Here is a 12093-nt window from a genome sequence, read left to right as displayed (position 1 = left end):
TTCCTTAGAACCTGAATGAGAACTTCGTGTTATATCTGCGGTCTTCTTTAGGTGAACTTGCTGTGCCGATTTCTTCGCCGTAGCTGGTGAACTGCCATTGCCAACGTTCTGATGCGACTTCAAAGCCTGCGGTCCAATACCTTTGATTATAACCTGCACGGGCAAAGAACACATCGCCGAAGTTTAATTCGAACCCGGCATGGATCAATTTGGACTTATCGTCTTCCTGACCTGATGTTAATAAGCCACGGTACTCAACCGTCCATGATGAACGTAAGTAATTTGTGTGTATCGGAAATAACGCCGCTGCAATGTCTAGATCCTGCTCTACCAATTTGGGACGTTCAGAAGTGGCTGACGTCGACTGGCGGAATGAATCTGTTTGATTGAAACTCGTACCACCCACATCGTGTAAAACCGCTGTCACTGTAGGAATATACTTCCACGGAGCGGACAACATCAGCCCCACATCGGTCGATAAACCCACTCCGGAATTTGCAATATCTGAATAAGTCATCGAGCCTGCAGAACTCAGTGTTCTGTTATCAACTTCGATACGATCGATCAGTTTTGTATTAAAACCCAACTTCACGCGACCATCGAAAAAGCGGAAGTTAAAACCCAGCACCAGGGCCAAGTCACTGCGATAGTAAGTATCGATGGTGCTACCATCCGTACTCATTTGCGCATCCAAGAGATAGTTGTTATAAAGCCCGATACCGAAGTTTCTCATCACTAAAGACGGAAAAACCTGTCCCTTGGCGTGATAGTATTTGTCGCGGTTTGCATTCAAGGCGTCTTTTACGTCAGAAAGACTAAAGGGATTTGAATAAGCGCTATCAGAATACATGGCCATCGCATTTGAATTTAGTTCCAACTCGGGATCGAAAATAGTTCCATAAGTATCACGCAGTTTTCCAAGGGCTGCCGGATTCACAATCAAGGCTGTTTCGTCATTCACCACTGCCAGACACGCACCACCCATCGCTTGGCAGCGAGTTCCTGAATAGAAACTACGGCGTTCTGCCGCATTCACATCAAAGGCGAAGGCGATCATCAAGAATATTTGAATGAGGGCGATCCACAAAATCCGTTTCATAGTTCCATCCACTCGTTAAACTCGCGAAAAATTAATATTTTTCGTCAAAGTTCTTATCGGTCGGGTTCAGCCTCACATTGAGACGTCTCACTTAAATACGGAGCAAAGTCCAGTGTTAAGCCCCCCCGCTGAAAGTCCGATAAGTATTTATAAAGCAAATAATCAGGTCTACGTCCGAGGAGTTTTTGCAATGGTTCATTCAAAGTTTACAGCGCTCGTTGCTGGTCTTGGTCTTGTTGCCACACTTACAGGTTGTGAGGGTGCTCAATCTGATAAAGATAAAATTATGGAAGCACAATACTGCCTCGACAAAGCCGATGCCTCAAGCGTCGATTCATGCCTAGGAGGCATCAGCTCACTCACTTCCACAAATGCATATTCGATTCGTTGTTCAGCTGGTTTCCTAAAATCTGGTGTTACTTCATCCCAAAACATGGCTGAGGCAATCACTGCGATTCAGAACAATGGTGGTGCGGCGACGATGCTTTCCATCTTAAATTTTGATGGCTCAACTTCTCTGGCAAACTGGACGGCGGACCAATGTGCTCAATCTGGTTCAACAGGTTTGGCTCTATTGGGTGCGATGGCAAAAAGCGCTACAGCCCTGGCTTCCGCTGTGAATGACTTTCCTTCCTGCTCAAATACAGGCGGAACGATTACGTGCGACCAAGCGCAAATGGATCAATTATTAGCTGATATGGAAAGTGCATTGCAGTCGGGTTCTCCCGGCCAAGCAACATATGATACTGCTATCGAAACTGTGACATCTGTCGTGGAATCAGTACAAGCGGTTTACGCGGTATCGTGTGCCACGGCAAGCGCAAATAAGGATCTGTGCGGACCGATTGACGATGCACTTGCAAGTGCGAACCTAACACCAGCGGATCTGGCGGGATTGACTTCTGCACAGATTAAAGATCTGGGAACGCAGCTACTGGCACAATGGCAACAATAAAAAAACTCCTCGAAAGAGGAGTTTTTAGTTTAGAAATCAAGATTCAATCTTGTCGCGTACACACGGCTTTCGACAGCCGTGTTTCTTGATCCGACATCGTCTGCGTAGCTCACGACATCCAAGTTAAAGATCCCAAGCTCTGCTGAAAGACCCGCCGTCCAGTATCCCTGGCTCATGCCCACGCGGTAATGCCCCTTCCACCAGTTATAAACGAACCAGTCGAATTCAAGGCCGGCATGTACTCCCCGACGCCAGTTAAAGTCAGGATGACCCAAATCGCGAATATCTAAAACGCCGCGACCACCGAAGATCCAAGCGCGCGGATACTCCCAACGAGTCCCCAAATCATAAACGCGGTAGTTCTTTTCAGGATGCAGGTTTTCGGTTGTTTGGTCCTTGTTCACCAATTTCAAAGAATTGTTGAATCCGGTCTCTGCAACGTTTCTTACGACAGCTCCAAATGTTGGACGAACCAGCTGCATCCAACTCCAGAATCCAGTACCTGGAATTTCGGGAGTCCATAACATGCCGATATCACCATCAATCGTGTAGCCTTCAGCCAGGTCTTCTTTTCTAACGATTTGATCACTATTTGCTAGATCAATCGCCTGAAGTTTTTTACTTAAAAACCCACGATTAATGAATTTAGCCGTAACACCCATTGAAAAACGACCATTGGAAAACCAGTTAAAATCATCACCATAAGAAAGTGCTAATGTTGTATCTGCATACACTTTGGTATCAATGGCAGCAGGTACACTACGATGCATTTGCAATTCAACTGTAAGATCCATTGGAATCAGCGCAACACCCCATTTAGGTCGAACCCAAACACCTTCCATTGGTGTTGTACGAATTGAATACACGTCTCCGAAATGGGCTGTAATCAAATCGATGTAAGCTTGTTGTTTAGCCGAATCACTCAAAGCAGCATTATCTTCGATCGCCTTGTATTCATCATAAAAGTCTTTGGCGCCCGGAGTTCCCGCGAAGCTCATTGATAAGTTCACTTGTCCATTTTCACGACGAGCCAGTCCTGCAGGGTTATAGAATATAGCTGTATAATCGTCAGCAACCGCAACGAAGGCGTCCCCCATCCCCAAAGCACGTGGTGATTGGTACTGATGGTGAATAGTGGTGCTGATACTTTCATCCGCACGAGCTGAGTTCATGAAAAGAAATGTGCAGAGTGTGGCCGAGAGGAGAACAGATCCTCTTTTAAACATATTTTGTCTCCAATTTACTTTTACAAAGATTGTAGACGTAAATTATACTTTTGCTTATGAAGGTTTATATCCCTATCCTTTTTTTGACCTTAGTCTTGTTATGTAATGTGAGCCACGCGGCCCCAACGGCTACTACCACGTTAGACTCAGCCCCACTTTCTGGTGAAGATGATGCTTACCTTTCAAGTAAGGCAGCCCCTTTGCGTACACCGGCTCCAACTTGGAAGCTGGGAATTCTGGCGGGATTTGCTGGTGGTAACTTTTTAGAGAGCGATGAATGGCCCCAAGGACCCAATTTTGGTTTGCGCTTTGCAAATATTGAACACGAACGCGCGGTTTGGGATCTTCATATATCGTTAGAAAAAGATAATATCATCGGCGTCTTTGGTGCCCGCCGCTGGCATATCGAAAATGACCGCTTTAATCCTTATGCACGTGTAGCTTTGGGGACTTATTTGGATCCCGATGCAGAGCTTGCAAACCTGGTTGAAATCAAACGTTTCCGCCTTCGTGGAGGAGTTGGTTTTGGCGATCCGTTCTTTTTTGAATTTGGCGCAGGTATCGCGGTCGTCGGCCCCGACCTTTATGCGTTACTAGGCTATAATTTTAACTTCTGACTGCTTGCTTCATAGGCAGGATTTGTTGCCTCCCGCCCTGTCCGTTGATAGATCCTGAGCTGCATTTACAGCAAAGGATTTGATATGAAACACATCGTTTTTGCGCTCTCTATGATGGTCGGCTTTTCCGCTATGGCTTCAGGTTTGGGCGAGCTTCGCGGCTTAGGCACACTGACGGCTTCCTACGATCAATTCAATGGTAAAAAAACTGTTCGTAAATACGAGAACTGCAAAATGGCGATGAACCTAAAACGTTCAGCGACATCTTTGACGATGGACTTCGCGGTGATCGATTGTTTGGCGACGAATGACTTCTTTGGCACTTACATCATCAAAGGCGACAAGCTGGTTGATGAAAAAGGTAAAGTGAAAGGCCAGGTCCTTACTGATGGCACTTTCCAGGTCACAGAAAAATCATCACGCCTTATTAAAGGCACAATGACTGAATACCAATTCGGTGGCGGTTTTCCTCCAGAGCCGGGAGCTCCTGGCAACGGTGGCAACTTCCCTGATCCAAGAAATCCAAATCGCTGCGTTCCTATTGTTCGCAAAAACAACGTGGAGCTGAACAAGGTTGTGACTTACAAAATCAAACAACTTGAAGACCGCACTTGGAAAGTTCAACGTGCCACAAGCGAAGACCAACTTGCCTGGGGCAGCAAAAGTGGCCGTGGTGGTTGCCCAGGAACTTCTTATAAAACCAAACTGGGATCAACGACAGATATCAACGTGATTCTGAAATAAATAAAAAAAGGGAGACTTCGATCTCCCTTTTTTTATGCGCAGCACCCCCAAAAGGTACGGCGTACCTAAAGTGATTTTAGCCACTGATCCAAGCGTTCCACTTCTTTCAGCAGGTGTTGCTCGTCGCGATTGTTCTGCAAAACGAAATCTGCCTCTGTCTCTTTGCTCGCAATCGGAATTTGCGAGGCGATGCGCATGTCGATCTCTGATTCAGAAAGTTGATTTCGGCGCAGCAAACGTTCCTTCTGCTGATTGCGGGTGCATGATACCACCACGATTTTATCGAAATTTGCCTGCGCATGAGTTTCAAATAAAAGTGGGATGTCGTAAAGTGCAAGCGGCGTATTCATGTCTTCCAAAGTCTGGCGACGGCGAGCGATTTCTTTGCGGATCAAGGGATGAGTGATGGCTTCCAAAGCTTGCAAGCGATCGGGATTTCCAAAAACGATCTGTCCCAGCTTTCTGCGGTCCAGGTCACCGTCCGGCAACAGCACGTCACCAAATTCCTGGACTATAGCCTTAAGTCCAGAAGTGCCGCCGCGAACTACTTCGCGAGCAACCTCATCGGCGTCTATTACGTTATAACCGCGATCTCGGAGCATGCGACTGACTGTGCTCTTGCCACAACCTATACCTCCGGTCAGTCCTATCCATTTCATAGCCAAAACTCCTTTAGCTGACTATTTATTTTACCGATACTCCATGCAAAGGGGAACATGATTTCATGTCTCAAGCTGTAGAACAATTCGGTAAATACATTCTGTTAGAGAGAGTTGCCGCCGGCGGTATGGCCGAGGTGTACCTTTCTAAGTCTACAGGCGCTGTAGGAGTGAATAAGTTTGTTGCTATCAAACGAATCCTCCCCCAGTACTCTGATCACCAAGAATTCATTGAGATGTTTAAGGAAGAGGCGAAAATCGCCGTCAACCTGAACCATGGTAACGTTGTCTCAATTTATGACTTCGGTGTCGAGAGAAACCAATTCTTCCTCGTAATGGAATTCGTTGAAGGTCGCAACCTTCGCCAAATTCTAAATGAACTTAAGAAAACAACGACATCATTCACGATCGAACAGATCGTCTACATGATGAAAGAAGTGGCTGCAGGTCTTGACCACGCTCACCGTTGCATTGACGGTACAACGGGTCGCCCTTTGAATATCGTTCACCGCGATATGAGTCCACAAAACATCATGGTCAGCTTTGAAGGCGAAGTTAAAATCATCGACTTCGGTATCGCTAAAGCTGAAACCCAACTTGAAGCAACTAAAGCAGGTACTCTTAAAGGAAAATACGGCTACATGAGCCCTGAGCAAGCGGACGGTCAAAATATCGACCCGCGCACAGATATTTTCTCGATGGGTATCGTCTTGTGGGAGCTATTGGCGAATGACCGCTTGTTCACTTCGAACAGTGAAGCAGCAATCTTGCGTAAAATCCGCGAGTGTCAAATCCCAAGCATCCGCAAAATCAATCCTTCCGTTCCTCCGGAATTGGAAAGAATTGTTAATAAAGCTTTGGCCAAGGACCGCAGCCTTCGTTATCAAACAGCTGCATCTTTGCACCGTGATTTGAACAGATTCCTAAACACACAGTATCCTGAGTTTTCTCCTCAGGATTTCTCTGTTTTCATGAAAAATGCTTTCTCGGCTGCGTTCCTTGAACAACGTCGTAAGCAAGTTGAATTTGCTAAAATCCAAGCGCAACCTACTGAAGACAAAACAGTGGTTACGCAAACGGATACACGCATCCCACCTCAGAATGTTCCGACTCCCCCAACAGGAGCGGCAAAGGACGAGGACGGCAATCTGGATATCGATACGTCCACTGACATCCGTGTTTCTTTAAGCGAACTTAAAACTCCGCCAAAGCCCAACACTCACAGTGGTCACACTAAAACAACAACTCACACGGGCACTTTGAATCGTGGACCAAGCTCTGCAACGGCTGCAGGTCGCGCCGGTACGAATTCAAATATTCCGTATCGTAAATCTACGAACGTAACTGCGTGGGCTTTGCGTGGTGCGATTGGTATTGCTCTTCTGGTCATCGGTTATTTTGGTTTGCAGAATTTCTCGACTAAAAATCCAGTGTCAGAGCAATCGGGCATGCGCCCTATTCAGACTCCACCAACTCCTCCAGTTATGCCACCAACGACGAATGGCGTTCATGTGTCTGAACCTGCGTCTACGATTCCAGACTACACTGTTTCGATCTACAGTAATCCGCCCAAGGCGCGCATTGTGATCGACGGCGAAGACACGGGTGAATTCACTCCGCACAGCATGCGTAAAAAAGGTAATACACCTTTCAGTCTGCGCTTGGTAAAAGAGGGCTATACAGATTTAGTAACGACGGTAACTCCGACTTACGAGGCGTATTCCTTTACTGGGACTTTACAAGTTCTTCCAAGAGTGGCGTCAGTTTTCATCAACATCGTGAATGGTGGAGCTAACTCAGAACTAAGAATTGCGGGAGTTCCAGTAGCTATTCGCCCTTCAAGCGAAGGTTACACAATTCAAGCGGAAGTCGGCGTTAAGATCCAGGCTTATAACAAAGTCACAGGTCTTTCTGCTGAAAAAACTGTAACTATTCCGAACAATCAAAAGCAGACGGTTGAGCTTTACCTGAAATAAAGTTCTCAACCAGAGATAAAGCAACTTAGGAGCATTTCATCATGAAGACGAATTCTCTGACCTTGGGTCATTCTATTTTGACAATGACGTCACGCGATCCACAACAAGCGGCCGTGAAATTTAAAGCCGGCAACAAGTGGATCGAAAAAACCTGGAAAGAATATTACCAAGACATCGAAACACTGGGTGCAGCCCTGCTCTCTTTAGGTATTAAGGCTGGAGACCGCGTCGCGATCATGGCCAACACTCGTTACGAGTGGTCTGTCAGCGATTACGCAATCTTTGGTATCAAGGCGATCACTGTTCCTATCTATCAAAACAACATCGCTGAAGATGTTGAGTATATTTTGAATAACTCCAAAGCCCGCTTCCTCATTTGCGAAAGCCGTGGTCCTTTGAAAACGTTTGAATCGATCCGTGCGAAATGCCCGCATGTGGAAAAAATCCTGTTGATGGATACGGCTACGTCAGAGAGTTCAAATATCTCGTGGACTCAATTGATGAAATTCGGTCAGGACTACCTGGCGAAAAATCCAACTTGCTATAAAGATCTTTGCTCGACTTTGAAACCTGATGACATGGCGACGATTCTTTATACTTCAGGCACAACAGGATTGCCTAAAGGTGTGGTTCTAACTCACCTGCAAGCATTCAATGAAGTCAGTGAAGCCTTCCCGTTCGCTGGCGCCGTTCCTGGTGACACATCTTTGACATTCCTTCCTTACGCTCACATCCTGGGTCGTATTGAGCACTGGGGCCACTTGTACATTGGTTTCACGATGGCTTATGCAGAATCCCTGGAGAAAGTCCGTAACAATCTTGCAGATATTCGTCCGACGATTCTGGTTTCTGTTCCTCGTATCTTTGAAAAAATTCACAGTGCGATCTTGGCACAAATCCAAACTCAGCCTTTGAAACTAAAACTTTTCAATTGGGCTGTGGAAGTGGGTCGCGAAGTCGGCGAATACAAACTTTCTGGTGAAATCCTGCCACTTAGCTTGCTGGCTAAATATGAACTGGCGAAAAAATTGGTTCTTGGAAAAATCACTGAAGCCTTTGGTGGTCGCCTGCGTTTTGCGATCAGCGGTGGCGCTCCGATTTCTAAAGAGATTGCGATGTTCTTTCACTCTGCCGGTATTTTGATTTTGGAAGGCTATGGCCTAACAGAAACCACGGCGGCAATCACTGTGAATACTCCGTTTAACTATCGCTTTGGCAGCGTGGGCCGCCCGATTGGTGACGTCGAATTGAAAGTCGCCGCCGATGGCGAAATTCTGGTGAAATCTGCAAAAGTGATGAAGGAATACTATCAAAATCCTGAAGCGACGAAAGAAGCCTTCACGGATGGTTGGTTCCACACAGGCGATATCGGTGAAATCACTAAGAGTGGTGACTTGCGCATCACAGATCGCAAGAAAGATCTTATCAAAACGGCGGGTGGCAAATACGTGGCCCCACAACGTTTGGAGACTTTGTTGGTACTCTCCCCTTACATTTCTCATGCATTAATCCATGGCGATCAGAAAAAGTACATCGTGGCTTTAATCTTCCCAGATCAGGCAGCGGTAAAAATGCTTGCGCAGGAAAAAGGCATCAAATTCAATGACTGGAATGACTTGGTAACGAGTCCATTCGTTGAAGAATTGATCCGCAATGCCGTCGCAGAAACAAACGCGCAGCTGGCAAGCTATGAGAGCATTAAAAAGCACATTATCATGCATAATGAGCTCTCAGTGGAAAACGGAGAGCTCACTCCTTCGTTGAAACTGAAACGCAAAAAGCTGGATCAAAAGTTCACAGCCGAAATCGAAAAAATGTATGCCTAACAAAAAACCCGGAGCGATCTGGGTTTTTTATTTTCATCTCCGCTTTACGTAAAAGCGCTTTGCCCAGTGATGGCTCTGCCGACAACCAGACTGTTAATTTGCTTCGTTCCCTCGTAAGAGTACAACGCCTCAGCATCCCCCAGAAACCGCGCCACTTTGTTTGAGATCAATATACCATTTGCACCCATCAGTTCACGCGACATGCTTGTGATTGTACGACAGCCCACTGTGCAAAAGACTTTTGCAAGGGACGCTTGTTCATCCAAGAGTTGATTTTCATCTTGCAACTGGCTTAAACGCGCCACCATGGTTTGCATTGCGGTTAACTGAGAAAGCATTTGCGCGAGCAGGTCCTGAGTCATTTGGAAACCCGAGATAGGACGGCCAAACTGGCGTCTGTCCATAGTGTATTTCAAAGTGGATTCATAAGCGCCCCGTGCACATCCCACAGCTTGCCAAGCCACTCCCGCGCGGGTAGCTTTTAAAACTTTCGCAGTATCTTTGAATGTATTCGCATTCTGCAAACGGCGATCTTCGGGAACTTTGATATCTTTCAAGCGAATAATCGCATTTTGCACGATTCTTAAAGCCATCTTATCTTCGATTTTTTCTGTTTCCAGACCTGCGGTTGTTCTATCGACAATGAATCCCTTGACCTGATTATCATCGACGTCTTTGGCCCAAACGATAATATAGTCAGCAAAGGTGGCATTGCCGATCCATTTTTTCTCGCCTCGAATAGTCCAGTGATCTCCACTTCGCTTGCAGGTTGTTTTAAGCCCCATGGAAGCTGCAGAACCCACCTCGGGCTCTGTCAGTGCGAAGGCTCCAATCTTATCCATTTTGATCATCGAGGGCAGGAATTGTTTTTTCTGCTCTTCTGAACCACACATATAAATGGAATTCATCGCAAGTCCGCTGTGAACACCAAAGAACGTGCACGTTGATACATCGACTCGTGCAATTTCTTGTCCTATCATACCCTCAAGCAGAAAGGATCTTTCCTGACCGCCGATAGATTTGTCATAAGTAAGACCGCAAATATTTAAGGCTTTAAATGTTTCGATGATGTGATGAGGAAACTCACCCTTCATCCAATACTCATCGACAATGGGTGCAATTTCGGACTGCATGAAGTTTCTGACATTTCCAATGATTGCTTTCTCTTCATTGTTCAAGAGATCAAACGTTTTATAAAAGTCTCCATTGATTTCCGGAAACTTTGGATTCTTTCTTTTTTTGATTTTACGAGCCTGATCTAAAAGGAGGAGTAATTCTTCGCCTTCAAGATCTTTAAGATAAGCCAGAACGCCCGGAAGATTTTTAATAGTGGCAAAATCTGCTTTTCTTTTCTTTTCTGCTTCCTCGTAAGCATTTTTTAACTTGCTGGTAAAATCGTCCCATAAATCAGACATAAGTTCTCCTGTGAGAATATGCTGATAGAATTAAAATTGTTACGCAAGCAAGGTTCGGTGACCGAGACCAAATTCAAATTGCGGAGTCCATATAATGGACTCCTATGTAAATCAGCAAAGAATGAAATGCGGAGGTAAGAAAAGGCGCAATTCTTACTGCGCCTTTTTTTTACCTCCGCATCGGTAACCGAATGCGTTAGTTCATTTCAGCAATGCAATTTCCACTGCCGGAGCGGTTGCTGCGTGTGTCACCGCATCCGCTGACATCTCGACAGCCCTAGAATTTGATTTCTCCGCTTTGCAATTGATCCCAACCGGTGAAGGCTTGTTTCAATTGATCACTGAACACTGTCGAGCGTCCCTCTGCCACATCGTATGTTTTGCACGGAACTGAGAACACAACCTTGAAGGCTTTGCATTTCACTTTGGTGTTGCAGCTAGAGTTGCCGCAAGCAATGGAAGTTCCCTCAAAGAAGCTCATGTAAGGTTTAGAACGGAATTCCTCACTTGCGATCGCAGCTTTACATGCGTTGTATTTCGCCAAGGATTTATCAGAGGGACACATCCAATCAGCCAAAGCTTTGACGAACTCTTCACGAGAAGAAGTGGGTGTTGCCGGAGTGCTGGTTGGATAAAGCATCGTCAAGTGAACCATCGCTCTTGGAATCATCGAAGAGTCCGGCGCGAACACCTTATAGAAGCCCAGACCACGGCTGAAGTTACCGAATGAATCATGATAGGTCACATTCACTGGTTTCAAGCGTACACAACGACCATCCGCACAGCTAATCGTATTTTTAGTTAATTGAGACGTGCTATCCTTCCACGACATGTTGCCTGGATAAAATCCTGGATCGTTATAGTACCAGTGCCCGTCACTTTTCAAATTTTGGAAGTTAGAACCTGCGAAGGAACCAAACACCGGACGATTCCACAGGCGTGCCGCTGTCGGCGCCAAGAACCAAGCCGAGTTGCATGAGTGAATCACCGCAAAACCGTCAGTTCTGATAAAGCGCCCCAAAGCTGCGAAGGACTCATCGTCATGATCCAAGCGTTTATATTTCGTTTGCAAACGGAAACCATTGTAAGTGTTCGCATGACCATAGAACTGCATGGAGCTTGCACGAACGCCTAAGCTGTTCAGAGTGGCGACCAAGCGCTCCCCGGTCAGACCGTCTTTGTCGGCGCGACGAAGACTTAATCCACCTTTTTCAAGCAGGCTGCCTTCGTATCCCGCACCGTCGTTGACGGCTGCGATAATCACGCGCTGTCTTTGCGGAAAACGATCACGGGAGATTTTTGCTCCCAGTACAGCTGAGTGAGTAAATTGATTGCCCTGATCACCACCGAAACCGGCGATGAAAATATCCGTGGCAACGTTGGGGTTTAAACGAGCGGGCTCTGTCGCCACCAAATAAGCAGAAGCAGACTGCGCAGTGAAAACAAGCCCCAAAGACAATAAAGAGAACATCCATTTCTTAAACATAGCTGTGGCTCCATTTCTAAAAAGGAGTTTTGCTATAGCATGGGGTTTTGGCGATGCCAAAGATGAACGACCTTATACCTTTGCAATCTA

At 46.1% G+C, this 12093-nt stretch carries 10 protein-coding genes; 5 read left to right on the top strand and 5 right to left on the bottom strand.

All coding sequences use genetic code 11. The features are described 5' to 3' along the window. Positions 1-4: 4 nt before the first annotated feature. Positions 5-1099 (bottom strand): hypothetical protein, encoded by a 1095-nt coding sequence (locus tag HW988_RS03445; RefSeq protein WP_255490189.1) that lies wholly within the window; start codon positions 1097-1099, stop codon positions 5-7. 190 nt (positions 1100-1289) lie between these two features. Between HW988_RS03445 and HW988_RS03440 the strand changes: the two genes are divergently transcribed. Next, entirely contained in the window at positions 1290-2054 is a 765-nt protein-coding gene (locus HW988_RS03440; RefSeq protein ID WP_181606236.1) for a hypothetical protein, read from the top strand. Between the two features lie 29 nt (positions 2055-2083). On the opposite strand, the gene HW988_RS03435 is transcribed toward HW988_RS03440, so the two are convergent. Continuing rightward, positions 2084-3280: a conjugal transfer protein TraF gene (locus HW988_RS03435; RefSeq protein WP_181606235.1), complete on the bottom strand. Its 1197-nt coding sequence runs from the start codon at positions 3278-3280 to the stop codon at positions 2084-2086. 200 nt (positions 3281-3480) lie between these two features. Here HW988_RS03435 and HW988_RS03430 point away from each other — a divergent pair, with 200 nt between their 5' ends. Both HW988_RS03430 and HW988_RS03425 read left to right on the top strand, forming a co-directional pair. Then, positions 3481-3897 carry a hypothetical protein gene (locus HW988_RS03430; RefSeq protein ID WP_220128790.1) on the top strand — a complete coding sequence of 139 codons (417 nt, stop codon included), beginning with the start codon at positions 3481-3483 and terminating at the stop codon, positions 3895-3897. Between the two features lie 84 nt (positions 3898-3981). Next, positions 3982-4641 carry a hypothetical protein gene (locus tag HW988_RS03425; protein ID WP_181606233.1) on the top strand — a complete coding sequence of 220 codons (660 nt, stop codon included), beginning with the start codon at positions 3982-3984 and terminating at the stop codon, positions 4639-4641. Positions 4642-4706: 65 nt separating this feature from the next. On the opposite strand, the gene coaE is transcribed toward HW988_RS03425, so the two are convergent. Then, positions 4707-5300, bottom strand: a complete 594-nt coding sequence (gene coaE / locus HW988_RS03420; protein ID WP_181606232.1) for a dephospho-CoA kinase — start codon at positions 5298-5300, stop codon at positions 4707-4709. 65 nt (positions 5301-5365) lie between these two features. On the opposite strand from coaE, the gene HW988_RS03415 reads away from it, so the two are divergent. Both HW988_RS03415 and HW988_RS03410 read left to right on the top strand, forming a co-directional pair. Further along, a complete protein-coding gene (locus HW988_RS03415) occupies positions 5366-7276 on the top strand; it encodes a serine/threonine-protein kinase (RefSeq protein WP_181606231.1) in 1911 nt (636 codons plus the stop codon). A 41-nt stretch (positions 7277-7317) separates the two neighbouring features. Further along, positions 7318-9102, top strand: a complete 1785-nt coding sequence (locus tag HW988_RS03410) for a long-chain fatty acid--CoA ligase (RefSeq protein WP_181606230.1) — start codon at positions 7318-7320, stop codon at positions 9100-9102. A gap of 44 nt (positions 9103-9146) precedes the next feature. Here the strand turns inward: HW988_RS03410 and HW988_RS03405 are convergent, their stop codons facing one another. Both HW988_RS03405 and HW988_RS03400 read right to left on the bottom strand, forming a co-directional pair. Then, the gene (locus HW988_RS03405; protein WP_181606229.1) at positions 9147-10517 is read right to left on the bottom strand and encodes an acyl-CoA dehydrogenase family protein; all 1371 of its coding nucleotides are present in this window, start codon (positions 10515-10517) and stop codon (positions 9147-9149) included. Between the two features lie 277 nt (positions 10518-10794). After that, complete coding sequence (locus tag HW988_RS03400; RefSeq protein ID WP_181606228.1) at positions 10795-12003, bottom strand: hypothetical protein; 1209 nt, start codon at positions 12001-12003, stop codon at positions 10795-10797. Between the last annotated feature and the right edge of the window lie 90 nt (positions 12004-12093).

This window comes from Bdellovibrio sp. KM01 (assembly GCF_013752535.1).
GTDB lineage: Bacteria > Bdellovibrionota > Bdellovibrionia > Bdellovibrionales > Bdellovibrionaceae > Bdellovibrio.
This window is presented reverse-complemented; position numbering and strand designations above follow the sequence as displayed.

Bases quoted from the DNA above. Each gene is read 5' to 3' on its own strand.
- HW988_RS03415 (WP_181606231.1), top strand. From the start codon at position 5,366: ATGTCTCAAGCTGTAGAACAATTCGGTAAATACATTCTGTTAGAGAGA.
- coaE (WP_181606232.1), bottom strand. From the start codon at position 5,300: ATGAAATGGATAGGACTGACCGGAGGTATAGGTTGTGGCAAGAGCACA.
- HW988_RS03445 (WP_255490189.1), bottom strand. From the start codon at position 1,099: ATGAAACGGATTTTGTGGATCGCCCTCATTCAAATATTCTTGATGATC.
- HW988_RS03405 (WP_181606229.1), bottom strand. From the start codon at position 10,517: ATGTCTGATTTATGGGACGATTTTACCAGCAAGTTAAAAAATGCTTAC.
- HW988_RS03440 (WP_181606236.1), top strand. From the start codon at position 1,290: ATGGTTCATTCAAAGTTTACAGCGCTCGTTGCTGGTCTTGGTCTTGTT.
- HW988_RS03400 (WP_181606228.1), bottom strand. From the start codon at position 12,003: ATGTTTAAGAAATGGATGTTCTCTTTATTGTCTTTGGGGCTTGTTTTC.
- HW988_RS03425 (WP_181606233.1), top strand. From the start codon at position 3,982: ATGAAACACATCGTTTTTGCGCTCTCTATGATGGTCGGCTTTTCCGCT.
- HW988_RS03410 (WP_181606230.1), top strand. From the start codon at position 7,318: ATGAAGACGAATTCTCTGACCTTGGGTCATTCTATTTTGACAATGACG.
- HW988_RS03435 (WP_181606235.1), bottom strand. From the start codon at position 3,280: ATGTTTAAAAGAGGATCTGTTCTCCTCTCGGCCACACTCTGCACATTT.